General features: G+C 71.5%; 20 protein-coding genes. 13 read left to right on the top strand and 7 right to left on the bottom strand.

What is annotated here, in order from left to right:
• Nucleotides 1-38: 38 nt before the first annotated feature.
• Nucleotides 39-1,115, top strand: coding sequence for a polysaccharide deacetylase family protein (locus ACFO3J_RS14120; RefSeq protein ID WP_386429680.1), 1,077 nt, complete (start codon nucleotides 39-41; stop codon nucleotides 1,113-1,115).
• A 73-nt stretch (nucleotides 1,116-1,188) separates the two neighbouring features.
• On the opposite strand, the gene ACFO3J_RS14115 is transcribed toward ACFO3J_RS14120, so the two are convergent.
• The 3 genes from ACFO3J_RS14115 to ACFO3J_RS14105 all read right to left on the bottom strand — a co-directional run bounded on the left by ACFO3J_RS14115 (nucleotide 1,189) and on the right by ACFO3J_RS14105 (nucleotide 7,561).
• A complete protein-coding gene (locus tag ACFO3J_RS14115) occupies nucleotides 1,189-1,629 on the bottom strand; it encodes an ATP-binding protein (protein ID WP_386429679.1) in 441 nt (146 codons plus the stop codon).
• A gap of 399 nt (nucleotides 1,630-2,028) precedes the next feature.
• Nucleotides 2,029-6,114 carry a carboxypeptidase regulatory-like domain-containing protein gene (locus tag ACFO3J_RS14110; RefSeq protein WP_386430211.1) on the bottom strand — a complete coding sequence of 1,362 codons (4,086 nt, stop codon included), beginning with the start codon at nucleotides 6,112-6,114 and terminating at the stop codon, nucleotides 2,029-2,031.
• 487 nt (nucleotides 6,115-6,601) lie between these two features.
• Nucleotides 6,602-7,561 (bottom strand): heavy metal transporter, encoded by a 960-nt coding sequence (locus ACFO3J_RS14105; RefSeq protein ID WP_386429678.1) that lies wholly within the window; start codon nucleotides 7,559-7,561, stop codon nucleotides 6,602-6,604.
• 145 nt (nucleotides 7,562-7,706) lie between these two features.
• On the opposite strand from ACFO3J_RS14105, the gene dapE reads away from it, so the two are divergent.
• From dapE to ACFO3J_RS14090, 3 genes are all read left to right on the top strand, one after another.
• Entirely contained in the window at nucleotides 7,707-8,774 is a 1,068-nt protein-coding gene (gene dapE / locus ACFO3J_RS14100) for a succinyl-diaminopimelate desuccinylase (protein WP_386429676.1), read from the top strand.
• Nucleotides 8,775-8,908: 134 nt separating this feature from the next.
• The gene (locus ACFO3J_RS14095) at nucleotides 8,909-9,991 is read left to right on the top strand and encodes an alpha/beta hydrolase (RefSeq protein ID WP_386429674.1); all 1,083 of its coding nucleotides are present in this window, start codon (nucleotides 8,909-8,911) and stop codon (nucleotides 9,989-9,991) included.
• Nucleotides 9,992-10,009: 18 nt separating this feature from the next.
• Nucleotides 10,010-10,840 (top strand): LOG family protein, encoded by an 831-nt coding sequence (locus ACFO3J_RS14090; protein WP_386429673.1) that lies wholly within the window; start codon nucleotides 10,010-10,012, stop codon nucleotides 10,838-10,840.
• Nucleotides 10,841-10,953: 113 nt separating this feature from the next.
• On the opposite strand, the gene folP is transcribed toward ACFO3J_RS14090, so the two are convergent.
• Nucleotides 10,954-11,766, bottom strand: a complete 813-nt coding sequence (folP, locus tag ACFO3J_RS14085) for a dihydropteroate synthase (protein WP_386430210.1) — start codon at nucleotides 11,764-11,766, stop codon at nucleotides 10,954-10,956.
• A gap of 165 nt (nucleotides 11,767-11,931) precedes the next feature.
• On the opposite strand from folP, the gene ACFO3J_RS14080 reads away from it, so the two are divergent.
• Nucleotides 11,932-12,387, top strand: a complete 456-nt coding sequence (locus tag ACFO3J_RS14080; RefSeq protein ID WP_386429672.1) for a DivIVA domain-containing protein — start codon at nucleotides 11,932-11,934, stop codon at nucleotides 12,385-12,387.
• A complete protein-coding gene (locus ACFO3J_RS14075) occupies nucleotides 12,380-12,994 on the top strand; it encodes a DNA-3-methyladenine glycosylase I (RefSeq protein WP_386429671.1) in 615 nt (204 codons plus the stop codon). Before ACFO3J_RS14080 ends, ACFO3J_RS14075 begins: the two co-directional genes overlap by 8 nt.
• A gap of 69 nt (nucleotides 12,995-13,063) precedes the next feature.
• Here ACFO3J_RS14075 and ACFO3J_RS14070 read toward each other — a convergent pair whose 3' ends face one another.
• Nucleotides 13,064-13,846 carry an enoyl-CoA hydratase-related protein gene (locus tag ACFO3J_RS14070; protein WP_386429669.1) on the bottom strand — a complete coding sequence of 261 codons (783 nt, stop codon included), beginning with the start codon at nucleotides 13,844-13,846 and terminating at the stop codon, nucleotides 13,064-13,066.
• A gap of 533 nt (nucleotides 13,847-14,379) precedes the next feature.
• Here ACFO3J_RS14070 and ACFO3J_RS14065 point away from each other — a divergent pair.
• The 6 genes from ACFO3J_RS14065 (at nucleotide 14,380) to ACFO3J_RS14040 (ending at nucleotide 19,783) form a co-directional block, all read left to right on the top strand.
• Nucleotides 14,380-15,159, top strand: a complete 780-nt coding sequence (locus ACFO3J_RS14065; RefSeq protein WP_386429668.1) for a (5-formylfuran-3-yl)methyl phosphate synthase — start codon at nucleotides 14,380-14,382, stop codon at nucleotides 15,157-15,159.
• 62 nt (nucleotides 15,160-15,221) lie between these two features.
• Nucleotides 15,222-16,220 carry a UbiA prenyltransferase family protein gene (locus tag ACFO3J_RS14060; RefSeq protein ID WP_386429666.1) on the top strand — a complete coding sequence of 333 codons (999 nt, stop codon included), beginning with the start codon at nucleotides 15,222-15,224 and terminating at the stop codon, nucleotides 16,218-16,220.
• 16 nt (nucleotides 16,221-16,236) lie between these two features.
• On the top strand, nucleotides 16,237-17,085 hold the full coding sequence (locus tag ACFO3J_RS14055; RefSeq protein WP_386429665.1) for an isopentenyl phosphate kinase: 849 nt from the start codon (nucleotides 16,237-16,239) through the stop codon (nucleotides 17,083-17,085).
• Nucleotides 17,086-17,209: 124 nt separating this feature from the next.
• Entirely contained in the window at nucleotides 17,210-17,482 is a 273-nt protein-coding gene (locus ACFO3J_RS14050) for a response regulator transcription factor (protein ID WP_386429664.1), read from the top strand.
• 316 nt (nucleotides 17,483-17,798) lie between these two features.
• On the top strand, nucleotides 17,799-19,127 hold the full coding sequence (locus ACFO3J_RS14045; RefSeq protein ID WP_386429662.1) for an MFS transporter: 1,329 nt from the start codon (nucleotides 17,799-17,801) through the stop codon (nucleotides 19,125-19,127).
• Between the two features lie 50 nt (nucleotides 19,128-19,177).
• Entirely contained in the window at nucleotides 19,178-19,783 is a 606-nt protein-coding gene (locus tag ACFO3J_RS14040) for a CGNR zinc finger domain-containing protein (RefSeq protein ID WP_386429660.1), read from the top strand.
• A gap of 81 nt (nucleotides 19,784-19,864) precedes the next feature.
• Here ACFO3J_RS14040 and ACFO3J_RS14035 read toward each other — a convergent pair whose 3' ends face one another.
• Both ACFO3J_RS14035 and ACFO3J_RS14030 read right to left on the bottom strand, forming a co-directional pair.
• The gene (locus tag ACFO3J_RS14035; RefSeq protein WP_386429658.1) at nucleotides 19,865-22,351 is read right to left on the bottom strand and encodes an SDR family NAD(P)-dependent oxidoreductase; all 2,487 of its coding nucleotides are present in this window, start codon (nucleotides 22,349-22,351) and stop codon (nucleotides 19,865-19,867) included.
• Between the two features lie 157 nt (nucleotides 22,352-22,508).
• Nucleotides 22,509-23,624: a pyridoxal phosphate-dependent aminotransferase gene (locus ACFO3J_RS14030; RefSeq protein WP_386429657.1), complete on the bottom strand. Its 1,116-nt coding sequence runs from the start codon at nucleotides 23,622-23,624 to the stop codon at nucleotides 22,509-22,511.
• A gap of 450 nt (nucleotides 23,625-24,074) precedes the next feature.
• Here ACFO3J_RS14030 and ACFO3J_RS14025 point away from each other — a divergent pair, with 450 nt between their 5' ends.
• Nucleotides 24,075-25,436, top strand: a complete 1,362-nt coding sequence (locus ACFO3J_RS14025) for a cation:proton antiporter (protein ID WP_386429655.1) — start codon at nucleotides 24,075-24,077, stop codon at nucleotides 25,434-25,436.
• The last annotated feature ends 436 nt before the right edge of the window (nucleotides 25,437-25,872 follow it).

Below are 25,872 nucleotides of genomic sequence, written 5' to 3'. Positions count from 1 at the left end.
AAACGTTCGCACCGCCGCCACAAGGAGGCTCCCCCCACATGCGAACCAGAACCAGACCCCGTCTGTCGCTACGTTCCCTGGTCACGGGACTGGCCGTCGCCGCGACAGCCGTCGCGGGCATCATCACCCTCAACGTCAACGCCACCCCCTCGCAGGCCGCCACCTGCAACGGCTACGTCGGGCTCACCTTCGACGACGGCCCGTCCAACGACCACACGCCGAGTCTGCTCAGCACCCTCAAGCAGAACGGGCTGCGGGCCACGGTGTTCAACGAGGGCCAGTACGCCGCTTCCTACCCGGCCCAGGTGCAGGCCGAGCTCAACGCCGGTATGTGGATCGGCAACCACAGCTATACGCACCCGCACCTGATCCAGGAGAGCCAGGCGCAGATCGACTCGGAGGTCTCCCGGACCCAGCAGGCCATCGCCAGCGCCGGCGGCGGCACCCCCAAGCTGTTCCGTCCGCCCTACGGTGAGTCCAACGCGACGCTCCAGGCGGTCGAGGCGAAGTACGGCCTGACCCAGATCGTCTGGGACATCGACTCGCAGGACTGGAACGGCGCCAGCACGGACGCGATCGTGCAGGCCAACGCCCGGCTCACCAACGGGCAGATCATCCTCATGCACGAGTGGCCCGCCAACACGCTGGCCGCGATCCCGCGCATCGCCCAGGGCCTGGCCAGCCGAGGCCTGTGCGCCGGCATGATCTCCCCGCAGACCGGCCGGGCGGTGGCTCCCGACGGCGGTGGTACCGGCAGTGGCGGCACCACCACGGGCGGGACCACGACCGGTGGTACGACCACGGGCGGTACGACCACCGGAGGTTCCACCACCGGTGGCACCGGCGGTGGCAGTTGCACGGCGACGCTGTCGGCGGGTCAGCAGTGGAGTGACCGCTACAACCTCAACGTGGCCGTCTCCGGTTCCAGCAACTGGACGGTGACGATGAACGTCCCGTCGCCGGAGAAGATCATCGCGAGCTGGAACATCACTGCCAGCTATCCCAGCGCTCAGGTGCTGACCGCCAAGCCCAACGGCAGCGGTAACAACTGGGGTGTGACGCTCCAGACCAACGGCACCTGGACCTGGCCGACCGTCAGCTGCAGAGCGGGCTGACCCCGCCGTCCCGCACGGCGAAGACAGGGGGCCCGGCGGACACACTGTCCGCCGGGCCCCCGCACACTGCTGCTCAGCCCAGCGGCAGCTGGTCCGTGTGGATGCCGTTCAGCGGCAGGGCCCCGGTGTTGGGCACGGCCGGGAGGGCGCCGGGGACCGAGGTGCCCGCCGACTCCGCCGTCGCGCCGACGATCCGGCCGGCCGAGTCACCGGCGTTGCCCGCGGTCCGCTGGGCGGTGGGCAGCGCGGTCTTGGCGGTGGTGCCGACGACCCGGTCCGCGGCGGGCAGCGCGGTCTTCATCGCCTGGGTGCCCGACTGCCCGGTCAGCGTGGTCGCCTGGTGGGAGGCGCCCTGGACGGTGTTGCCGAGGCCGGCGCCGTCCAGATTGCTCAGCCCGCCCAGGTTCGGCTGGGGCGCGGCGGCGTGCGCGGCGCCCGCCCCGACCAGGGGAGCGGCGGCGGCGCCGAGCAGCAGCGCGACCTGGGCGATCCGGCGAGGAAGGGGGAGAGACATGGTGCGTGGTGCTCCTTACGGAGGGGGAACCGTCGGTGTGCCCGCTGGGCGGACGTGCTGACTACCGCTCGGCGGGCCCGAAGGTTGCGGGGGCCTCAGGTAAAGAGTGCGCAATGCGTCGCATAATACGAATCCGGCAGAACGGGCATAAGTGGACGACCGCAACACCCGGGCGGAAACGTCACTGCGCTGGTCGGCCGGGGGCGGACCCCCACCTCCGGCCGAGCGGGCCCGCCCCCCGGTTCGCCGCCCCGAACGACCCGCCCGGGTGACCCGGCGAACGCGGGTACGTCAGCGCTGCGGGGACCGGTGGGCCGGGCGCCGCGGCGGCGGTCGGGGAAAGGACGGGCGGGCCGGCTCACGTACGAGCCGGCCCGCCCTTGCCGCGTCAGGCGCGGACTACTTCTTCTTCAGCGTGTAGTCGCTGGTGACCGTCGCCCCCTTCGTGAGCTTCACCGTCGCCACGGTCGGCTGGTAGCCGTCCTTGGCCACGATCACGGTGAGCGGGTTATTGCGGGTGTCCAGCCACAGCGCGTACGTGCCGTCGGCCGCCGTGGTCAGCGAGTAGGTGGACGCCCAGCTGTCGATCTGGACGGTGGCCCCGGCGATCGGCGCGGTGCCGCCGGAGGCGGTGACGCCGAGCACGGTGCCGGTGATCTTGCCCCAGGTCTTGGGCGGATCCACATGCAGCGCGACCGGGACGGCGGACAGGGAGTAGGGGGTGTCACTGCCGAGCGCGAGCTGGGCGGTGTAGTCGCCGGGCTGGGTGATCTCGGGGACCGAGGAGTCCAGCGTGAGCGTGACGGTGGCGCTGGCGCCCGGCGCCAGGGTGAGCTGCTGGGTGCTCTCACCCAGCCAGGTGACATCGGAGCTGCCGCCCTGGTCGTAGCCGGGCAGCACCTCCACCGAGGCGACCGGGGAGCCGGGGGCGTTGCCGCCGCCGACCTTGTACAGGCCCACCGCGGCGCCGCTGCGGTAGGTCGGGACGTTGGCGTTCGGCAGCGTGCTCCAGGTGCCGGACTGCGGGTCGAAGGCGTAGCCCTTGTTGGTCAGGGCGTTCTGGCTGACGCCGCTGGAGATCAGCAGCTGACCGTTGGCCGCGGTGTAGGCCGAGGCCCACTCGGTGCCCGGCATGTCGGCCACCGGCGACCAGCTGTCGGCCGACGGGTCGTAGACGTAGGCGTGGATGACGTCGGCGTTCTGGGCGTCCAGGCCGCCGGCGCAGTAGAGCTTGCCGTCGATGGCGCCGCAGGACTCCCAGGAGATCGTCTCGGGGTAGGGGGCGATCGAGGTCCAGCTGTTGCTGGCGGCGTCGTACGCGCTGGCGTCCGTGGTGCCGCAGACGTCGGTGCAGCCGCCGATCATGTAGAGCTTGCCGTCGAGGACGGCGCTGCCGGAGCCGGCGTACGGCTTGGGCGCGGACGCCCCCGTCGTCCAGCTGTCGGTGGCGGGGTCGTAGATCTCCAGCTTCGCGTCGGGCGCCCCGGAGGCACCCCAGCCGCCGGCGGCGTAGAACTTGCCGTCGATGAAGCCGTGGGCCGGCGATTCCCGGGTGTCGGACGCGCTCGCCAGCTTGGTCCAGCTGCCGGCGACCGGGTCGAGGGCGTACATGTCCTTGCTGTCGGCGGAGCCGGTGAAGCCGAAGGCGGAGTAGATCTTGCCGTCGTAGGCTCCCACCGCGTTGTCCATGACGCTCTGCGGGAAGTCGGGGGCGGTCTGCCAGGCGCCGTCGGACGGACCGGCGGCCGGGGCGGTGGTGGCGGCGGTGTTCGCCTTGTCGGCCAGCGGGGAGAAGTTCCCCTTGACCGTCTTCAGCGGGGCGCCCTTGGCCTGGATGGTGAAGCCGCCGGACTGCTCGCCCAGCTTCAAGGTGGCCGGCGCGCCACCGGTGTTCTTGACCTTGAGCGGCTTGGTGGTCGACTTCGCCCAGGCCACCGACGCGCTGATCGACGCCGGGGTGACCGTCAACTGCCCGGCCTTGAGCTTGAAGTCGGCCTGCACGGCGCTGTCCGCGCTGACCTTCACCGCCTTGGCCAGGGTGGTGTAGTGCCCCTTGGCCGCGCTGAAGGAGTGGCTGCCGAAGGTGGTGGAGAACAGCGAGTAGAAGCCGTCGCCGACGTTCGGGTCGTCGGGGGTGGCGGCCGTCGTCGCGGTCTCGGCGGGCTTGTCGGTGTTGGTGACGGTCGCGCCGACCGCGCCCGTACCGGTGTTGGCGTCCGTCACGGTGCCGACGACCAGGCCGCCGGGAGTGGCGGTGAGGTCGCGGTTGCCGACGAAGACGTTGTCGACGGACCACCACCAGCCGAAGGAGCTGGCGAAGTGGAAGCGCAGCCGCACGGCCGGCTTGCCGGCGAAGTCGGTCAGCGGCACCTTGATCGCGCCGGGGCCGGTGATGTCCTGGCCGGCCGACCACACCGTCGTCCAGGTGGCGCCGCCGTCAGCGGTGGCCTGGACCTCGGCGGTCTGACTCCCGTAGGACTTGTACTCGGTGGCGAAGCCGAGCTCGGGGGCCGCCTTGCCGGTGAAGTCGTAGACCGGGCTGACCAGGTCGCTGTCCTGGTGGGCGCCGTTGCCGGCGTGGTCGCTGTCGGCGATGGCGAACGCGCCGCTGCCGCCGGTCTTGTTGCCCCGGTTGCCCGGGTCGTCGAACTCCCAGCCGCCGGTGGTCCCTGCGGCGTTGACGACACTCCAGCCGGTCGGAGCGGCGTCGGTGGCGTCGAACGGCTCGGTGGTGCCGGTGTCCTTCGCCTGGTAGCCGGGCGCGGTGCCGGACCAGGGGTCGGCCGGTGCCGCGACATTGAGGGACTGCGCGGCGTCCGTGACCGTGATGGTCCTGGTGACGGCCTCGTAGCCCGCGATGCTCGGGGTGATGTGCAGGGTGTAGTCGTGGCCCTCGGGCAGCGACAGGTTGTAGCCGCCGGTGGCCGGGTCGGTCCAGGTGGAGCCGGGGGCGCCGTCCACCGTGATCTTGGCGTAGAGCGGCCAGCCGTGGCCGGAGCCGTCGGTGACCTTGCCGGAGACCACCTGGCTGGGCACCGGGGCCAGCGCGAAGTCCTCGGTCAGCGCGGCGCCGTCGGCGACGGCCACGCCCTGATCGGCCTTGCTCGCGTAGCCGAAGGCGTCCACCGTGACGTCGTAGGTGCCGGCCGGCACGGTGAGGGTGTAGGTGCCGCTCGCCCCGGTGTGCACGACGTTGCCGCCGACCGAGACGCTGGCGCCGGAGACCGGCGAACCGGTGGCGGAGTCGGTGACGGTGCCGGACACCTGCCCGTGCGGACCGCTGCGGAAGGCGGACAGGCCGTCGGGGGTGCCCAGGCCGGTCGGACCGTCGTAGCCGGTGGTGCCGGTGCACAGATAGGCGGGCGAGCAGCTGCCGTTGGACCCGGAGGTCACGTCGTTGATGCCCGAACCCGCCGCGTACGGGTAGGAGTTCGGGTACGAACCGGCCGCCGGGGTGCCGGCGTCGGCGAACACGCTGGCGATGATCGGCGAGGACACGCTGGTGCCGCCGTACTGCGTCCAGCCGCCGTTGCCGTAGGTCTGGTAGACCGCGACCGCGGTGTTCTGGTCGGCGACCGCGGACACGTCGGAGACCGCCCGGTTGGCGCAGCCGCTGTCGTGCTGGAAGGCCGGCTTGGGCTCGTAGAGGGAGCAGCCCGAACCGGCGGAGTTCCAGGCGGACTCGGTCCAGCCGCGGGTGGTGCCCGGGGCGCGGACCAGCGACGTACCGCCGACCGAGGTCACGTACTGCGAGGCCGCCGGGTAGGAGACCCCGTAGGCGTAGTCGCCCGAGGACGCCACCACGGCCACGCCCGGGTGGTTGTAGTACGGGTCGTAGGCCGTGGTCTCGGTCGGGTCCTCGCCGCCGCCACCGCGGTAGTCGGTGCCGTAGGAGTTGGAGACGTACTTCGCGCCGAGCGCCACCGCCTCGTCGACCGAGCCGCCCAGGTTCTCGAAGCCGGGGTCGTCGGCCTCGACGAGCAGGATGTGCGCGTACGGGGCGACCGCGGAGACCATGTCCAGGTCGAGGGAGATCTCCCCCGACCAGTCCGGGTCCGGGGTCGGGTAGTCGGTGCCGCCGCGCTGGCTGACCTTGGTGAAGCAGCCGTTGGCGGTGGTGCACTCCGGCAGGCCGAACTGCGCCCGGTAGACGGCCAGGTCGGCCTCGGCGTTCGGGTCGTCGTAGGCGTCGACGATGGCCACGGTCTGACCCGCGCCGCCGTCCGTCGGCAGGCTGTACGCGCTCTGCAGATCCGCCGGGCCGAAGCCGTTGGGGGTCACCGCGTCGGGGGTGACACCCTTGAGCGGCTTGACGTCGGTGCGGCGCAGCGCGAAGCAGGTGAACTCACCCTGCTTGGCGGCCCCGCAGGCGGGCTCGAAGGTCGGCTGTGCGGATTTGTCGGACGACGTGGCCTTGGCGGCCGACACGGGCGCGGACGCGGGCGCCGCGGCCTGGGCCGGTGACTGAACGCCCAGCGCGGCCAGTGCGGTGGCACTGAGGACCGCCAGGAGAGCGGAGATCGTCCGCCGGGAGGGGGGTCTGGGTATCTTCGACGTGCGCAAGTTGACTCCATGCGTGATGGCAGGGGTCGACCCGTACGCGGGTCTCGGGCGACGGCGGATGCACGTGCATCCGCCGGGGCCCATTAGCGAGTCGTGTGCGGAGCATGTCAACGAACGCGGAGGGTCATGTTTCCGCTGCGAAGAGTGATGGCGGTCGAGCGAAACATCGGATCTATGGCGGCGGTCGCGGGGTTTTCTGGTGCATTGTGTTGCCAACCGGGCGTTCGGTGGGGGCGGTTGGGGTCGCTGCGTGCTCCTGGGGCGACGCGGGGGCGGCGCAGGCGTGAACCCGACACGGCGGCAAGCCGCCAGCCGCCGCGGCGGACGGAACCGGGCAGGTCGGGGCATGTCGCGGGGGCGTCAGGGGAGTTGACGGCGGCGGATGACGCGGGGTCCGGCGGCGGAACGATCAGCTGGCGACGGTGATCAGGACCTGCCCGCTCGCCGGCGCCGCGACCTTCGCCGGATCGGTTTGGCCGGCCGGGGGCCGCTGCTTCTGCCAGCCCTTGCCGGACTGCGCCGCCTGCCAGTTCATGCCGCCGAAGGACACCTGGCGCACCTTCAGGTCATGGGCGTGCGCGACCGCCCACTGCGCCAGCTCCCAGCCGCGCCGCACCCCGTCGCCCTGCGCGGCGCCGCCGGCCGGGGCGGACGGCACGCTGACGGTGTGCGGCTGCCCGCCGACGGTGCGTGGCTTCACCTCGGCGCCGAACTCCCGGGTCAGCCGGGCCGCCACGACCGCCGTGTCGCCGAACCGGCCGCCCGCGCTGTCCGGGGTGTCGGCGCCGGTCGTACAGCTCAGCGCGCCCGCGTCATGGCCGGACAGCGCGGCGGACAGCAAGGTGGCGTCGGCCTCCTGCTTGGCGTACGCCTGCGGATAGCCGCTCTTCTGCACCCGCTGGGCGGCCACGGTCAGCGGCAGCCGGGTGTAGCCCTTGATCTTCACCAGGCTGTCGAAGAAGACATTGGCGGAGTACACCGGGTCCAGGATCTGCCGCGAGGTGCCCCAGCCCTGCGAGGGGCGCTGCTGGAACAGGCCGAGCGAGTCCCGGTCGCCGTGGTCCAGATTCTCCAGCCGCGACTCCTGGAGCGAGGTGGCCAGGGCTATGGTGAGCGCCCGTTCGGGCAGCCCGCGCGCGGTGGCGACCGCGGCGATGGTCGCCGCGTTGCCCGCCTGCGTCACCGACAGCGACATCTCGTCGCCCGACGACGTGACCGTGCAGCCCGCCTCGGCCGGTCCCTTCTGGTACCGGAAGTGATACGCCAGGTATCCCACCGCGGCGAGCAGCAGCAGCAACACGGTCACGAACGTCAGTCCACAACCGCGCGACTTCGTGCCCTTGCCGGGCGGGTTGGCTGCGCTGGGCATGCGCCGAGACTACCGAAGCGGAACCCCTGCCTCGGACCACCTCCGCGGGCGCCGTCCGGGCGGATCACCCGTACGGGGCGGTGCCCGCGGGCAGCGGAAAGGCGCGCCGCGGAGATCCAGACGACAGGCCCTAAGCTCCGGCGGTATGGACAGCGGACTGGATTTGGGGCTGGACGCCGCCGCGTTGACCGCGCGGCTGGTGGATGTGGCGTCGGTGAGCCGGGAGGAGAAGGCGCTGGCGGACCTGGTGGAGGGGGCGCTGCGCGGGCTGCCGCATCTGCGGGTGGACCGCGACGGTGACGCCGTGGTGGCCAGGACCGACACCGGGCGGGACCAACGCGTCGTGCTGGCCGGGCACTTGGACACCGTGCCGATCGCCGGCAACCTGCCCTCGCGGCTGGACGAGGCCGGCCTGCTGTGGGGATGCGGGACCTCGGACATGAAGGCCGGGGTCGCGGTGCAGCTGCGGCTGGCCGCGACGCTCACCGACCCCAACCGCGACCTCACCTTCGTCTTCTACGACGCCGAGGAGATCGCCGCCGAGTTCAACGGACTGAAGCGGCTGGTGGAAAAGCACCCGGACTGGCTGGCCGGCGACTTCGCCGTGCTGCTGGAGCCCACCGGCGGCCGGGTGGACGGCGGCTGCCAGGGCACCTTGCGGGCGCAGGTGCGCACCACCGGGCGGCGGGCGCACTCGGCCCGCAGCTGGCTGGGCGAGAACGCCATCCACAAGGCCGCGCCGATCCTGGCCCGGCTGGCCGCCTACGAACCGCGCAAGGTCGAGATCGACGGTCTGGTCTACCCCGAGGGACTCAACGCCGTACTGATCGAGGGCGGCCACGCCGGGAACGTCATCCCGGACAGCTGCTCGGTGACCGTCAACTACCGCTTCTCGCCGGACCAGAGCGAGGCCGAGGCGCTGGAGCGGGTGCGCGAGGTCTTCGAGGGCTTCGAGGTGGTGCTGACCGACAGCGCGCCGGGCGCGCTGCCCGGGCTGTCGCATCCGGCCGCCGCCGCGTTCGTGGCCGCGATCGGCACCCCGCCGGCCGCCAAGGAGGCCTGGACCGATGTGGCCCGCTTCTCCGCCCTGGGCATCCCGGCGGTGAACTACGGCCCGGGCGACCCGACCCTCGCCCACACCCGGGAGGAGAACGTCGCGGTGGCCGCGGTCCTGGAGGCCGAGCAGAAGCTGCGCCGCTGGCTGACCGCCTGACCGCCTGACGCCCGGTCGGCCGCACCCCGGGAGCAACCGAACCGGGGTGCGTACCGGTCTTCACCCCCGGCATGGTGTGATCGGACCGGTCCGATCCCGGCACGAACCGGGGCAGTGGGGGAAGAAGGCACGCGGTGGGACTGACCAGCAGCTGGCTCGCGGTACTGCTCTGCGTCGCGGCGGTGGCGGCGGTGGCCGGAGCGGTGCTCCTGTGGTCCAGGATCCGCGGCCCCCGCACGGTCCGGCTCGCGCAGCGGCTCGGCATGATCTTCCTCTGCCAGGTCACCGCGATCTTCCTGGTGATGGTCACGGTGAACAACCGGTACGGCTTCTACGCCTCCTGGGACGATCTGCTCGGCTCCGCCAACGCGGGCGGCCGCACCGCCACCGTCAGCTCCGCCGGGCCGCTGCCGGCCCCCGTCGTCCCCGACTACCACGCGGTCTTCACCTCCTACTCGGAGGGTTTCCGCAAGGCCACCGTCCGTGGCTGGGACTCCGGCACCAAGGGCGAGGTGATCGTCTGGCTGCCGCCGCAGTACGACAAGAAGGAGTTCGCGCACACCCGCTTCCCGGTCATCGAGGTCCTGCACGGCATACCCGGCACCCCGCACAGCTTCCTGCGCGGCATGCGCCTCGGCCGGATCATGCAGGACCAGATCACGGCCGGCCGCGCCGAACCCGCCATCCTCGTCCTGCCGACCATCACCCCGGACCGGGTGAACACCGGCTGCGCCGACGTCCCCGGCAAGAGCGAGGTCGCCACCTGGCTCACCGACGACGTGGTCAAGACGATCAACCACAACTTCCGTACCCTGCCCGCCCCGCGCGGCTGGGCGGTGATGGGCATCTCCACCGGCGGCTACTGCGCCGCCCGGCTCGCTTTGGAGCACCCCGGCACCTTCACCGCCGCCGCGGCGCTGGCCCCCGACGATCCCGCCCGCGGCGTCCGCTCCCCGCTGTGGCTGGCCCGCACCGGCCGCCCGAAGGTCCAGCTGCTGATCGAGTCGAGCCTCCAGGACCCGGAGAGCCCGCCGAAGTTCGCCCAGGAGATCAGCGCCGCGGTCCGGCCGCCGGGCACTGTCGCGGTGCTGCGGATGTCGCGGGGCGGCCACAACTGGAACACCTGGGGGCGGATGTTCCCCGGGGCGTTCACCTGGCTGAGCGGACGCATCGAGGCACCGCGCGCCGTCCCGCTGGCGCCGTCCGCGGCCCCCTGACATGCGTACCCTTCCGGTATGACTGACGTATCCGACGCCGGAGACACCGGCGAGAACCTGGACGAGGCCCAGGAAGAGGCCGCCGCCGCCAACGCGGCGGCCGAGCGCGCGACGTACGGCAAGGACTGGCCCGAGCGGCACACCGGACCCGTGGTCCGCCGCCGGGGCCAGGTCCAGACCGGCACCACCGATCAGCGGCTGCTCGACAGCCACGGACCCACCGACTGGGTGCACGGCGACCCCTGGCGGGTCATGCGCATCCAGTCCGAATTCGTCGAGGGGTTCGGCGCGCTGGCCGAACTCGGCCCCGCGGTCAGCGTGTTCGGCTCCGCCCGCACCCCGGCCGGCTCGCCCGGCTACGAGGCCGGCGTCCGGATCGGCCGGGCGCTCGCCGAGGCGGACTTCGCGGTGATCACCGGCGGCGGCCCCGGCGCGATGGAAGCGGCCAACAAGGGCGCGCTGGAGGCGGGCGGGGTGTCGGTGGGACTCGGCATCGAGCTGCCCTTCGAGCAGGGCCTCAACCCCTATGTCGACATCGGCGTGAACTTCCGCTACTTCTTCGTCCGCAAGACGATGTTCGTCAAATACGCCCGCGGCTTCGTCGTCCTGCCCGGCGGTTTCGGGACGCTGGACGAGCTCTTCGAGGCGCTCACCCTCGTCCAGACCAAGAAGGTCACCCGCTTCCCGATCGTGCTGTTCGGCACGGAGTACTGGGGCGGTCTGGCCTCCTGGATCCGCACCACCCTCGTCGCCGAGGGCAAGGCCTCACCGGCCGACCTGGAGCTGTTCCACATCACCGACGACGTGGACGAGGCGGTGCAGCGGGTCACCAAGGAGAGCGGCGTCTAGACGAGGTCGGAGCGCCCGGGGCGGGCGGTGCGCGGTCCGGATCGGTGTGCCCTGCGCGGCGCCGTCGTGGTTGTTCGCGCGGTTCCCCGCGCGCCTTTCGGGGCGCCGCCTGCTCAAGCCAGGCCGCGGCGGGCCACCGCGGGGTCCCGGTGGCCGGCCAGGGACGCGACCATGTCCAGGACCTGGCGGGTCTCGGCGACCTCGTGCACGCGGTAGACCCGCGCGCCCAGCCACGCCGAGACCGCCGTCGTGGCGAGCGTGCCGATCAGCCGCTCCTTGACCGGCCGGTCGAGCGTCTCGCCGACGAAGTCCTTGTTGGACAGCGAGACCAGTACCGGCCACCCGGTCGCGGTCATCTCCGGCAGCCGCCGGGTCGCCTCCAGCGAGTGCCGGGTGTTCTTGCCGAAGTCGTGCCCGGGATCGATCAGCACCGCGTCCCGCCGCACGCCCAGCTCCACCGCCCGCTCGGCCAGCCCGCAGGTGACCCGCAGGATGTCCGCCATCACATCGTCGTACGCCGCCCGGTGCGGCCGGGTGCGCGGCTGCGCGCCGCCCGCGTGCGTGCACACCAGGCCCACGCCGTACCGGGCGGCGGTCTCGGCGAGCTTGGGGTCGACCCCGCCCCACGCGTCGTTCAGCAGGTCCGCGCCCGCCTCGCAGACCGCCTCGCCGACCTCGTGCCGCCAGGTGTCCACGCTGATCACGACATCCGGGTGGCGGCGGCGCACCTCGGCGACGAAGGCGACCGTACGGCGGATCTCCTCGGCCGCCGACACCTCGGCGCCGGGGCCGGCCTTCACCCCGCCGATGTCGATGATCGCCGCGCCCTCCGCGACCGCCCCGGCGACGCGTTCCAGCGCCGGTTCGTCGGTGAATGTGGCGCCCTGGTCGTAAAAGGAATCCGGGGTGCGGTTCACGATCGCCATGATCACCGGCTCCCTTTCGCCGAATTCCCGGGTGCCCAGCCGAAGTGCCACTGCCGCTCCTCATCTCAGACTCATGCGATCGTGGCACGATCGTGCCTGACATGTAGGACCCGCCATCCGGAACTCCGGAGGCCGGAGCCCGGGAGATCGACTTTGTTCTGGTTCATGCTCATCGCGCTCGTCGTGGTGGTCGCCGCGGTGGCGATGGCCGTACTCGGCGACAGTGGCGCGCTGAAGGACTCCGACCCCGACCGGCTCCAGGACCGGCTGCCCCCTGACCGGCCGCTGCTGCGCTCGGACATCGACGCGGTACGGCTGCCGGTCGTGGTGCGCGGCTACCGGATGCTCGACGTCGACGAGGTGCTCGACCGGCTCGGCGCCGAGCTGGCCGAACGGGACGCGCGGATCGCCGAGCTGGAGACGTCCCTGGCGGGCGTCCAGGCCGTCGGGCACGGCCACGGGACCACACTGCTCAAGGAGGACCCGGCGCTGCCCGCAGCGCCCGCCGCGTCGCCCGTACCGCCCGCCCCCGCCGCCCCGCCCCTGCTGCCGCGCGAGCCGCGTGAGCCGCACGAGTCCTACGGGGACGAGGACGCTGGCACGGGTGCCGCCGGTGAGTGAGCCGGGCGGGGCCGATCCCGGGGGAGCGGGCGGCGTGGTGATCGGCGAGGACGGCCTGGCCCGCTGCCCCTGGGCGCTGTCCACCCCCGACTACCTGGCCTACCACGACGAGGAGTGGGGCCGCCCGGTGCATGGCGACGACGCCCTCTTCGAACGGGTCTGCCTGGAGGCCTTCCAGTCCGGCCTGTCCTGGATCACCATCCTGCGCCGCCGGGAGAGCTTCCGGGCGGCCTTCGAGGGCTTCAGCATCGACGCGGTGGCCGCCTTCACCGACCAGGACCGGGCCCGGCTGCTGGCCGACGCCGGCATCATCCGCAACCGCGCCAAGATCGAGGCGGCGGTCACCAACGCGACCGCCGCCATCGAGGTCCGCGACTCCTACGAGGGCGGCCTCGACGCCCTGATCTGGTCCTACGCCCCCGACCCCGCCACCCGCCCGGCCCCGGTCTCGACCGCGCAGGTGGCGGCCACCACCCCGGAGTCGGTGGCCCTGTCGAAGGACCTGAAGAAGCGCGGTTTCCGCTTCGTGGGCCCCACCACGGCCCACGCCCTGATGCAGGCGTGCGGGCTGGTCAACGACCACCTGGCGGCGTGCAGCGCGCGGTAGAGGCGGGGGCAGGGGCAGGGGCGGCCGGGGCGTCCACCGGCACCGGCCGGGCGGCGCCCCGCCGCCGCGTCAGCGGCCCTCGAAGCGCGGTGCCTGCTTGTTGACGAAGGCGGTCACCGCCGTGCGGTGGTCCTGGGAGGCGCCCGCGCGGGTCTGGAGGACGTCCTCCATGGCCAGCGCCTCGGCCAGCGAGTGGTCCGCGCCGAAGGCCAGCGCCGCCTTGATCGCGGCGTAGGCGACCGTGGGTCCGGCCGCCAGCTTCCGCGCCACCGCCAGCGCCTCGGCGGGCAGCTCCGCGGCCGGCACCACCCGGTGCACCAGGCCCAGCGACAGCGCCTCGGCGGCCGGTACCGAGCGGGGGAAGAGCAGCAGGTCCGCGGCCCGGCCGGCGCCGACCAGGCGGGGCAGCGTCCAGGACAGGCCGGAGTCGGTGCCGAGGGCGACGCCGGCGAAGGCGGTGTTGAACGACGCGGTGTCCGCGGCCACCCGGTAGTCCGCGGCGAAGGCGAACCCCGCGCCGGCCCCGGCGGCCACCCCGTTGATCCCGGCGACCACCGGCTTGGGCATGGTGGCGATGGCGGTGGTGATCGGGTTGTAGTGCTCGGCGACCGTCGTCAGGCCCCCGCCGGCCGCCAGCACCTCCACATGCTCCTTGAGGTCCTGCCCGACGCAGAAGGCCCGCCCGCCCGCGGTCAGCAGGACCGCCCGGACCCCCTCGTCCGCCGCCGCTTCGCGCAACGCGTCCCGCAGTTCGTTCTTGGTCGTGGTGTTGAGCGCGTTCATCGCCTCGGGGCGGTTCAAGGTGACGGTCGCCAGTCCGTCACCCACCTCGTACAGCACGCTGTCGGCCATGCCAGAACCCTTCGTCGCGGCAAGTGTCCCGGCCAGGATGCCGGATGCGGTACGCGGCGCGGTGCCGTGGGGTGGTGGGGCTGCCGGGGTCAGCGGGACGCCGGGGGAAGCAGCGGTGTTCTGTTGCGGGTCGCCGTAAATGAACATTTGGCCGGAACCGCGCCATACGCCGCGGGTCCGGACGCCGGAATCCCGAGGCCGTCCCCTACCGGCAACTTGGGGGCAGGGTTGCCCGCTGTCCGAATCAGGCTCAAATCCATCATGAACATTTCAAGTTGCCGGAGGCGACCGATCCCGCGAAGGCGAGCCGCCGCACTCGAACGCCCTTGCTGAATTCGCAGTTCAGCGCCGCACACCCGGCTCGGACGCGACCGGCAGAAGTCGCCTCGGCGGTGATCGGCGGGGAGTCGAACGTGCCTTGCACCTGCCAACACCCGTATGTATCTTAACGCTCTAACTGAGCTGGAGACCGTTAGGTTCCGCTTCCCGTCCTCGGGTCCATCCGCGTACATGAGTTCACGGAAGGAAACAGAATGCGTCTGTTCGTAAGCTCAGCCAGCGTCGAGGAGGCAATGGTCTGCGCGGCCGTGGCGCGGCATCTCGATCTGATCGACGTCGTGAAGCCGGACGAGGGGTCGCTGGGCGCGAATTACCCGTGGGTGGTCAGGTCGGTACGCGAGGCGATGCCCGCCGGTACGCAGGTGTCGGCCAGCCTGGGCGACGCGTTGTTCAGGCCCGGCACGATGGCCCAGGCCGCGCTCGGCGCCGCGGCCGCGGGCGCGGACTTCATCAAGGTCGGCCTGTTCGGTGTCAGCACCCCCGGCCAGGCGATCGAGCTCATGCGCGGGGTCGTCCGGGCGGTGAAGGAGTACAACCGCGACGGCACGGTCGTGGCGGTCGGCTACGCGGACGCGCGGCGGATCGGCAGTGTCGGTCCGCTGTCGATCCCCTATATCGCCCACGAGTCCGGCGCGGACGGCGCGATGGTGGACACCGCGATCAAGGACGGCTCCAACCTCTTCGACCACCTCTCACCGGCCCTGTGCGGCGGCTTCGTATCGGCCGCCCACGAGTACGGCCTGCTCGCCGCGCTGGCGGGCTCCGTCCAGATCCGCCATGTGCCGGAGCTGGTCGAGATCGACACCGACATCCTCGCCGTGCGCGGCGCGGTGTGCTCGGGCGGTGACCGCGACAACGGCACCATCCAGCCGGACCTCGTCCTGGCGCTGCGGCAGGCCATCGACGAGGCAGAACAGGACCGCACCAGTCGTCGCGACCGCCAGCTCCCCGGCACGGTGGACGCGGTCGCCTGACTTCGCTTCTCGGGCAGGGCCCACCGGACCCGCCCCCGACCCGTGCTTGAGGAGGCAATCCGATGTCTCGCGCCATGGCACCAGGAGTACCCGACGTCCCGGATTCCGCTGCGTCGGCCGAGGCGGCGACCACCGAGCGGCCCACGCTGTTCGCCGCGTTCAAAACCCTGCACCGTTTCGAAGTCGGCCCGATATATCTGTTCGTGCTCTTATGGGGCATGCTCGTCGCGGCCCAGAAGCCGAGCGATCTGTGGTCGGCGGCCGCCCTGCTGGCCCTTTTCATCAACGGGCTGTCATTGTTCTCCGGCTTCGTTCTCAACAACTACTCCGACTACCCCATCGACCGCCGCAGCAAGCTCAAGGGATACGTCGCCGACGCGGTGGAACGGGTCGGCCTGCGCAAGACCCTGGCCATGTACTGGATCGAGCAGGCGCTCACCGTCGCCGCCGCGGCCATCGTCTCCGTGCTGCTGGACAACTGGCTGTTCGTCCTGGTGAAGCTGTCCGGCATCGTGGCCGGAATCCTCTACAACGCCGAGCCCATGCGGATGAAGCGGCGCGGGATCTGGAATCCCGTCATGCTGTCCATACGGTTCGGGCTGGTCCCCGGGATGATCGCCTACTTCGCGGTCCACGACGGCACGATCGGTGCCGGCGGCTGGATGCTGCTGGCCGGCGCGACCCTGCTCAGCTTCAGCCGCGGCTTCTGGAACTCGGTCTCCGACACGGACGAGGACCGCGCGGAGAACATCCTGACGCCGTCCGTACTGCACGGACCGCGCGCCGCCATGTCGGGCGCCGTGCTCAGCCTGCTGCCGGCCTGCGCCCTGATAGCCGTCGGCCTGTGGGTGCTGCTCGGCCCGCTCTACGCGCTGGTCGGTGTGGCCGGCCCGGTCGGAGCGACGGTGTACCGCTATCTGCTGCTGCGCCGGGTCGACGACGACCGGGGCGCCATCGAGCTGCTGAGCAGCCCGGTCCGGCGTATCGACGCCCGCTGGAGCAAGGCCACGTACTGGACGATCTCGCTCGTCGGCCTGGCCCACGTGGTCATCGCCACATGATTCCCGGAGGCCGGTCATGATCACACTGGTGAAAATCGGCGGGAGCGTGCTGACCGACAAGCAGCGTCCCCTCTTCTTCCAGGACGCGTACGCGCACCGCGTCGCCGCCGACATCCGGATGTCGCGCACCGTGCCGGTCATCGTGCACGGCACGGGCTCGTGGGCCAAGGCGATCGGCCGCCACTACTACATCGACGGCGGATGGACCCGGGACCTGACGGGCTTCCAGATGACGGCGCTGCGCATCCGCCGGCTCCAGGAGGCGCTGGCCGCCGTGCTCCGCGACGAGGGAGTGGTCTGCTCCCCGATCCAGGCCAACGCCGTCTTCCACCGCACCGACGGCGTGCTGGACTTCTACGACACCGAGCCGATCAGACGGCTGGTGGAGGCCGGGGTGTCCCCGCTGCTGTGCGGTGACGTGCTGGTCGAGGGGCCGTCGAAGTTCCGGGTCGTCTCCTCCGACGCGATCGCGGTGACCGTGGCCCGGCGGATGCCGGTCAGCGCCTGCGTGTTCGCCACCGACGTCGACGGCGTATGGGACCCCACCGGCCGGATCATGCCGGAGGTGACCCAGCCCGATCTGGCGGTCAGTGACAGCGACCGGCGGGACGTGACCGGCGGCATGTCGGCGAAGATCGCCGCCGCGCTGAGCATCGCGCGGACCGGGGCGCGTACCACGATCGTCAACGGCCGGGTCCGCGGCCGGGTCCGGGACGCGCTCGCCGGACGCTCCGTCATCGGAACCCGGGTGGTCGGCCGTTCGCCCCGGTCCGAGGGCCGCGGCGGACCCGGTGCTCCGGGCTCCGACCGGCCGGCCGCCCCCGAACTCGGCGCCCCCGAGTTCAGCGCCGACCGGGTGCTCTAGGGCCGGTCCCCACGGCACTCAGCACCGACCCGACGACCGCGCGGGCGGGCCGGACGACGACGTCGGTCCTGCGTCACAGCCCTTCACGTGCGTCGCTCCTACAAGAAGATCGCGGAGGCATCACATGATCAAGCCAACGACCGACACGCAGACCGGGAACACCGCTCAGCAGGCGGCGGAGAACGCCTGGGGGACGGCGACCGCCCTGTCCCCGCGCGAGTGTCAGGTCGCGGAACTGGTGACCCAGGGCCTCAGCGACCGGGAGATCTCCTCCCGGCTGGTGATATCCCAGCGCACCGTCGAATCGCATGTGGCCCATATCCTCAACAAGCTCGGCTTCTCCTCGCGCGTGCAAGTCGCCACCTACGTCACGAGGCGCTTCCATCAGCTGACCTGACGGGCCGCCGGGCCCTTCACGACGGTTAGATCGGTTCACGCCGATTCAGGTCGGTCCAGGACCGTTCACGACGGCGACCGCACGGGGTGCCGCGTCCGGCCGGGTCTCCGCCTCATCGGGGCGGTCCCGCCGGGCAGGCGGCGCGACCCGGTGCGGGCGCCGTCGTGCCGTGATCCACCGGGTTCCGCCAATGATCCGAGCCGGACCCGGACGTTGACTACACTGGGCGGACGTGATCTTACCTGCGTCCGCTCCCACGACCCTTCCCACGAGGTCCGGCGGGAGTCCTCCCGGCCGGGCCTGGATGTTCGCCGCCGTGTGCCTGGGTTTCTTCGCGGTCATCCTGGACACCACCATCGTGAATGTGGCGCTGCCGGCCGTCGGAGCGAGCTTCCACGCCGGCGTCACCAATCTGCAGTGGGTGGTGAACGGGTACAACATCGTCTTCGCCGCCCTGCTGCTCACCTGCGGAGCGCTGGCCGACCGGCGCGGCGCCAAAAGGGTGTTCCGCACCGGCGTCGGCGTCTTCCTGGCCGGATCACTCGTCTGCGGGCTGGCGCCCGACCTCTCCGTCCTGCTGGGTGGCAGAGTCGTCCAGGGACTGGGCGCGGCGCTCCTGATGCCCGCTTCGCTGGCGCTGATCACCCAGGCCCACCCGGAACCCGCCGAGCGGACCAGGGCCGTCGCCTCCTGGGCGGTGTGCGCCGGGGCCGCCACCGCGACCGGCCCGGTGCTGGGCGGCCTCCTGGTGGGGATGACCGGATGGCGGTCCATCTTTCTGGTCAATCTGCCCGTCGGAGCGATTGTCCTGATATTGCTTGCGCGCTATCCTGCGGAGTCGTATACCACATGGCGGGGTGTGGACATGCAGGGTCAGGTGCTCGGCGTCATCGCCTTGGCGGCCATGGCCTTCGGCGTCACCGAGGCCGGCTCCCACGGCTGGGAAGGTCGCGCCACCCTGCTCCCGCTGGCCGCCGCGCTGCTCGCCATAGCGGCCTTCGTGGCGACCGAGCGCAAGGTGCTCACCCCGCTGCTGCCCCCCAGTCTCCTGGCGCACCGGGGCTTCATGGCGACGACCGGTGTCGGCCTGCTGCTCAACTTCGGCGTCTACGGCCAGGTCTTCGTGCTGTCGCTGTACTTCCAGCAGACGCGGCACTTCGGCGCGCTGACCACCGGACTGATGCTGCTGCCCTTCGCCGGGGTCACCCTGCTCGGCCCACCGGTGACCGGACGCCTGATCGGCCGGCTCGGCGCCCGCTCCCTGATGACCGGCGGGCAGTTGCTGGCCGCCGCCGGGACCACGGTCCTGGCCTGCGCCGGCCCGCACACCCCCTACCCGGAGTTGGTGCCCGGCCTGTTCCTGCTGGGGCTCGGGATGGCGGCCACCATGCCGTCGATGACGGTGGCCGCCATGCGGGCCGCGCCACGGGAACTCGCCGGGATCGCCTCCGGTGTGCTCACCGCCGCCCGGCAGGTCGGCGCCGTGCTGGGTGTCGCCCTCCTCGGTAGCCTCATCGCCGACACGCGGCACGCCGGCCGGCGGATGGAGGAGGCCCTGACGATCGCCGTCGGCGCCTTCCTGCTCGGCGCGGTGCTGTCGGCCTACGGCGCGCGGCCGGTCCCGGCAGGCCCGGGTGTCCGCTGACCTCTCGGGCCGGGTCCCTTCCCGGTCGCGGCGAACGGAAAGTTGACCACATGTCATCCAACGTGTCACCAGACATCTCAGCCAAGACGACACCGCAGCGCAGACCTGTGCCGGCGCTGATGACGCTGACGAACGCGACGCGGCCGCGGCGGCCGGCCGGTGCCCGGACGGCGACCGCGGTGGATGCCTTCAGTAGTTACGCCGCGGCGGTCACCCTGCTCCAGCCGCTCGGACTCTCCCAGCCGCTGCGCGCGGACCAGCTCGACGATCTGCGGGCGCTGGCCGACGAGATACGGGCGATCATCGAGGCCCTCGTCGACAACCGGCGACCGCCGGGCTGCCCCACCCTCAACCGGTTCTCCGCGCAGGCCACCGCGACCCAGACGCTGCGGATCGGAGCCCAGGGCGCGCTGTCCGTGGACGTCCGGTGGCAGGCGGCCGGCGCGCTGGCCGAACTCGCCTGCCAGATCGTCACCGAGTTCAGCGGGCTCGATCCGGCCCGGCTGCACTACTGCGCCCGGGAGGCCTGCGACCTGCTGTTCTACGACACCACCCGGTCCAGGAGCCAGCGCTGGCACAGCGAATCGCCCTGCGGGCTCAGGGAGCGGCAGGACCGCTGGCGGAAGATGGCCGACCCGGGAGCGGTCATCGCGTGACGCGTCGACCGGGCCGGGTGCCCGGTCCGCCCGGTCGGGGCGTCCCGGACAGCGCTCCCGGCAGTGCTTCCTGGACAGGGCCTACGCGGGGGACTCGCGGCGCCTGAGCATGTAGAGGTCGTGGCGGCGTATCTCGTCGACGCGGCCGGCCATCGCGTCGAGGTCGTCATGGACCGACAGATGGCGGCCGGACAGACCGTCCGCGTCGCCGGCCGCGACACGCACCAGGAAGCGGGTCGCCAGCTCCGGCTCCACACCGTGGCCCGACTCCAACTGCTCGCGTATCCAGGTGAAGACCCGTGCCGTCGCCGAGCCCTCCGGCGGCTGCGTGGTGAGAGCCGGTTCGCTCAGGCCGAGCGGCAGCAGACCGGGGTGCGCGCTGAAGGCGGTGACGCCCGTACCGCGCAGTTCCACCGCCAGGTTCTCGGTCAGCTTGATCTGCGCGGACTTGGCCACGGCGTAGGACGACACCAGGGGCCAGCGGAAGACACCCGCCTCGGTGGTGATGTTCACGATCCGGCCGCGCCCCCGGGCGATCATCGACGGCAGCACCAGCTGGGTGCAGGTGACGACGCTGCGCAGATTCACCTCAAGGGCCTGCCACCACTCGTCGCCGTCGACCTCCCACAGTGCCCCGATCGGCCCGGTGATGCCGGCGTTGTTGACCAGTACGTCGATCGGGCCGAGCTGCTCGGACACCCGCTCCACCGCCGCCGCCATCGCGGCGGCGTCGGTCACGTCGGCGGCCACCGCGACCGCGCTCGCGCCCTCCTCGGCCAGCTCGGCGACGGTCTGTTCGAGCGGCTCGGCCGAGCGGGCCACCAGCCCGACCGAGGCACCCGCCGCCGCGAACGCCCGGGCGATCAGCAGCCCCAGCCCCCGGCTCGCGCCGGTCACCAGTGCCACCTGCCCGGCCAGCGGGAGATCGGCCGCGAAGCCCGGCCGCTCCGTCGTCAGCGTCGCGGTGCCGGCATCGCCCAGCTCGGCGCCCGGCTCCGCCCCGGCCCGCTCGGCGGCCTGGATCACCCGGCGCAGGATCTTCCCGGACGCGGATTTGGGAATCTCGTCCACCACCTTCAGCCGCCTGATCCGCTGGTACGGCGCGACCCGCTGGGCGACCCAGTCCAGCAGCCCCTCGGTGGTGTGGCCCGGCCGCAGCACCACCAGCGCCTTGGGCACCTCGCCCGCCTCGGGGTCGGGACTGCCGACCACCGCGCAGTCCACCACGGCGGGGTGGGTCACCAGGATGTCCTCCAGCTCGGCCGGCGCCACCTGGTAGCCCTTGTACTTGATGAGTTCCTTCAGCCGGTCGACGACCCTGATCCAGCCCTGGTCGTCCGCGATGGCGATGTCGCCGGTGTGCACCCAGCCGTCCGCGTCGAGGGTTCTCGCGGTGGCCTCGGGATTGTTGTGGTAGCCGAGCATGCCGCCCGAGGTGCGGACCAGCAGTTCACCGCGCAGCCCGGGGTCGACGTCCTCACCGGTGGTGGTGTCGACCACCCGGGACTCGACGCCCGGCATGCCAGGGGCGATGTACTCGTGGTCGTTGCGCCCGGTGTCGGGGGCCAGGTGGGAGGCGCCGCTCAGCTCGGTCATGCCGTAGCCCTGCTTGACCCGGCAGCCGAGCCGCTTGGCGGCCGCCTCGGCCAGGTCGGGGCCGAGGGGCGCGGCGCCCGAGGTGATCACCCGCAGGCTCGACAGGTCGTAGTCGTCCACCTCGGGGCGCTTGGCCAGCGCCAGCACGATCGGCGGCACCAGCTCGGCCCTGGTCACCCGGTAGGTCTGCACCACGTCGAGGAACACGTCCAGCGAGAAACGCGGCACGGTCACCAGGGTCGCCCCCGCGCGCAGCGTCAGATTCATCGTGACCTGCATCCCGAAGATGTGCGACAGCGGCAGGACCGCGGCGACGACATCGTCGGTCCGCACGGCGTGCGGGACGTGCGAGTGGGTGATGCTCGCGACGAGCTGATGGTGCGTCAGCATCACCCCCTTCGGCAGTCCGCTCGTCCCGCTGGAGTAGGGAAGCAGCGCCAGGCCGTCGGGGGAGACGGCGGGCAGCGAGCCGCTCGGCAGGCTGTCCGGCGGGGACGTGTCCAGCAGGGCCGCGAAGGGGGTCGCGCCGTCGGCCTCACCGAGGACGAACGCCTCCTGGACGCCCACGTCGGCCGCGGCCTTCCGCCCCTTGTCCTGGAAGACCTCCGGACTGGTCACCAGCCAGCGGGCGCCGGAGTCGGCGAGCTGGGTCGTCATCTCATGGCCGGTGACGATCGGGTTCATGGTGGTGACCGTGGCGCCGGCCAGCGAGGCGGCGTAGTAAGCGACCACGAATTCGGGGCTGTTCGGGCTGCAGAGTCCGAGCACGTCGCCGCCGGCCACCCCGCGGGCCCGCAGCGCCGCGGCCGCCTGCCGCACCTGCGCGGCCAGGTCGCGGTAGGACAGGGCCCGGCCGGTGAGCCCGTCGATCACGGCCGGGGCGTCACCGCGCTCCTCGGCCCGTTCCAGGACGAAGTCGGGCAGGGAGAGGTCCGGAATCGTGAGGTCCGGGTACGGACTGCTGATGATCATGAATCGGTTTCCTTTCGCGCGGCAGGGCTCACGGCCCGGCGCACGGTCCTGCGGATCGGCTGGACACCGGACGGGTGCGGCCCCGCCGGGCTGACCCGGCGGGGCACGTGTTCCAGGTGATGCGTGTCGTGGGGCCACGCATCGCCCCTCGGCGCTGTCAGGAGAGGTTCTCGACCGCCCGCCTGATCCGGTCCAGGCCCTCGTCGAGGACCTCGTCGGGAGCGGCGTACGTGATGCGGACGTGCCCTTCGCCGCGGTCGCCGAAGGCGACACCGGCCACCACGCCCACCGAGTACTCGTCGATGAGGTAGTCGGTGAACTGCTGCGCCGACATACCCGTCCCCCGGATGTCCGGGAAGACGTAGAAGGAGCCGTCGGGCGTCGGGCAGTCGATGCCGGGCAGCTTGTTCAGCGCGGTCACGACCTTGTCGCGCTTGGCCTGCAGCAGGTTCCGGCGCTCCAGCACGTGCTCCTGCGGTCCGGTGAGGGCGGCGTGCGCCGCCAGCTGGACGAAGGCCGGCACATTGGTGACCGAGTTCTGCTGGAAGATGTCCATCGCCGTGATGAGTTCCTTGCTGGCCACGACGAAGCCGATACGGAAACCGGTCATGACGTAGGTCTTGCTGAAGGTGTCGACCAGGAGGCTGCGGTCGGCCATGCCGGGCATGCTGGCGATCGTCTGGTGCACGGAGGGCGGGTACACCATGTGGCTGAAGATCTCGTCGGACAGCACCGACACATTGCGCTCGATGCACAGCGCGCTGATCTCCTCCAGCTGGCCGACCGTCATGCCGTTCGGCCGCTGCGGGGTGTTGATGATGATCAGCTTCGTGCGGGGCGTGATCAGCTTGCCCAGCTCGTCGATGTCGAAGTGGAAGTCCGGCTCGACCAGTGGGGCGTAGACGACCTTGCCGCCGGCGTAGGTGATCCAGAACTCGTCCGGCGGGTATCCGGGGTTGGGGAAGATGACCTCGTCGCCGGTGTCGATCATCGTCAGCAGGCTCTGGGTGAGAGCGTGCTTGGCGCCCATGGTGACGAGCACCTCTTCGCGTACGGTCGGCCGACCGCGGCTGGTCACCTCCTCCGCGATGGCGTCGCGGAGTTCCGGCAGGCCGGGTCCGGGAACGTACCGGACGTGACCGTCCTGGATCGCCTTGGCACACGCCTCGGCGATATGCGGAGCGGGGCGGAACTCGTCGCCCTGGAAGTCACCCTTTTCCAGGTGGATGACGCGCTTTCCGCTGTCCCGTTCGAGCTGCTCGGCCTTTCGCATGGATGCCCATTGCCGAGGCAGTACAAAGTGAGATGTCCGACTGGAGAGTTGGGTCTTCGCGACATCCACCGGGGGAGCTTCTGTCACTGTTTTCTCCTTGTCTGATTGCTCCGCCATTGTTCCTGATAAGCCCGGTCGAAGGAGAAGGGCTCAGTCTCAAGTATGGAGTTCGCGAACTGACATCGAATCCGTAGTTCTACTGATTGTGGTGGTGGGGGCGGCCGTTGGGCGATCCCGGCGGCCGCGGCGGCGGAGATGGGCCGGGGTCACGCTCAGTGAAGCCCCTTGTTCGGCGTGCGCGGCCGTGGCACCCTGCCAAAGACGCCGGACGCGCACCGCGCATATGCCGGACCGGCGGTCGGAAATAATTCAACGCTCGGCATCGCAGCGTCCCTGAAGGGTCCCGGAACCGTGATCTCATCCGGCAGCGGCCGGACGTGGGAGGGCAACATGCTGATATCCGATCGGTTGAGTCAGCAGCACGTGGTTTTAGCTGCTGATCCCAATCTCCAGTTCACGCTGAAAGTGCTGCCGGCGCTTCTGGTCATACTTCTGGCGTCGGCGCTCTGCGGCCGGCTGGCCATTTCCGTGCGGCAGCCGCGGGTGCTGGGCGAAATGGTGGCCGGCGTCCTGCTCGGCCCGACGCTGCTGGGATACGTGGCTCCCGCAGCCGAACACAACCTGTTTCCCGCCAGCATCAAACCCACGCTCTACTTCCTGGGCACCGTGGGACTGACGCTCTATATGTTCCTCGTCGGCGTCGGGCTCGACACCGGATCGGGCGGCCTGGGAGCCGAGGAACGACGGCGCTCCGCGGTGCTGGCCACCTCGGGCATCGTCCCCCCGCTCGCGCTGGGCGCCGCGGTGGGTGTGCTGATGTACCGGCAGTTGTCGCTGCCCGACGTCTCCCGGGCGATATTCGCCCTGTTCGTCGGCGGGGCACTGGCCGTCACCGCGTTCCCCATGCTGGCCCGGATCCTCTACGAGCGGGGGCTGGAGAACTCCAGGATCGGCCGGCACGCCCTGCTGGCGGCCTCGGTCGATGACGGGGTCGCCTGGTCCTTCCTGGCCTTCCTCACCGCCGTCCACAACGGTCACAGCGCCGCGGCGGCGGTCAGGACCCTGGTGCTGGGCGGCGTGTTCGCCGTGGTGATGCTGTTCGTGGGGGCCCGGCTGCTGCGGCCGATGGGCGCGCGCGTGGCCCGGACCGGACACATCGGGCAGAACCAGATGTACATCATCGCCCTGGTGGTGCTGGGGTCGGGCTGGTTCACCGACTGGATCGGGATCTACTCGGTCTTCGGCGGGTTCGTCGCCGGGATGGCCATGCCCAGGAATCCGGAGTTCAGGGAAGCCCTGCACGGCCGGATGATGGACTTCGTCGGCACCTTCCTGGTGCCGGTCTTCTTCACCTTCTCCGGCCTCAACACCAAGCTGAACGGCTTCACCCAGCCGAGCGTGCTGATCGGCCTGGCGGCCATGCTGGGGGTGGGCTTCATCGGCAAGTTCGTCGGATGCGGCCTCGCGGCGAAGTCCGTCGGCTTCTCCTGGCAGGAATCCTGGGCACTGGGCTCGCTGATGAATGCCCGGGGCATGATGATCCTCATCTTCATCAACATCGGACTCGCCCAGCACATCATTTCCCAGAAGGTCTTCTCCATCCTGGTGTTCGTGGCGCTCATCACCAGCGCGGCGTCCGTACCGCTCTTCCGGTGGGTCATGCCGCAGGCGTTCGTGGCCAAGGACCTCTCGAAGGTCGCCACCGGGGTGGAGGGACAAGACGCGTCCCTGGTCTCGCCGCCCGCCGGCTGACCCCGGCCCACCGCCATGGTGTCGTTGATCACATCGCGCGGGGCGGTCGCCCGCCCGGAGCGGTGGCACGCCGTGGCGGTCACCGGCGGAAGCGGACCGCCGGCCCCTGCCGCCCCCGGGCCGCGGTCCGCGGCCGGCCTCCCGCCGGCGCCGGCCGGGCTGCCCGAATTCCCCTGGAGCGGGGGCGCCTTCGCCCGCCGGCCACCGGCGGCGGCAGCTCTTCCCACCACTGCTGACCAGCTACGATCGTAAGATTCGCGCCACTGACCGCCCTTGACCGCTGCTGCTCGCCCGCGGCCCGGTCCGGGGCGCGCCGCCGTGCCCGGCTCCGCGTGGCCCGGGCCGCCCCCGCGCCCCGTCGTAGCAGGTCGCGGCCGATTTGGCACTGATCGGCGCAGGTCAGAACATTGCTTCGGACGAAGTTGGTCATCGGGTC

The organism is Streptomyces polygonati, from assembly GCF_042650325.1.
Classification (GTDB): domain Bacteria; phylum Actinomycetota; class Actinomycetes; order Streptomycetales; family Streptomycetaceae; genus Actinacidiphila; species Actinacidiphila polygonati.
The sequence above is the reverse complement of the archived record's forward strand: the minus strand, read 5'-3'. Positions and strand labels throughout refer to the sequence as shown.